Origin of the sequence: Psychrobacter sp. TB20-MNA-CIBAN-0197 (genome assembly GCF_040309765.1) — a bacterium.
Taxonomy (GTDB): Bacteria; Pseudomonadota; Gammaproteobacteria; order Pseudomonadales; family Moraxellaceae; genus Psychrobacter; species Psychrobacter submarinus.
In genome coordinates, this window is sequence record NZ_JBEOPC010001361.1 from 1 (window position 1) to 237 (window position 237).

1 protein-coding gene is annotated in these 237 nt (G+C 65.4%); it reads right to left on the bottom strand.

Features of this window, described 5'->3' with window-relative positions:
• Nucleotides 1-237: response regulator (locus tag AAEY83_RS18400; RefSeq protein WP_351061579.1), on the bottom strand; the 237-nt coding region annotated here is incomplete at both ends.

Consider the following 237-nt stretch of genomic DNA (forward strand, 5'->3'; position numbering starts at 1 on the left):
GTGGACCGAATTGCAAACGCCGGGATTTTTCCGCGGCCGGCTCCGGTGTGTCACTGCGGCGCAGCAACGCCTGGATCCGCGCCAGCAACAAGCGCGGACGCACCGGTTTGCACACATAGTCGTCGGCACCGAGGTCGAGGCCGTGGATCTGATCAGCGTCATCGGTGCGCGCGGTGAGCATCAGGATCGGCCCGTCGTACTGGCTGCGCACCTTGCGGCAGATGCTCAGGCCATCCT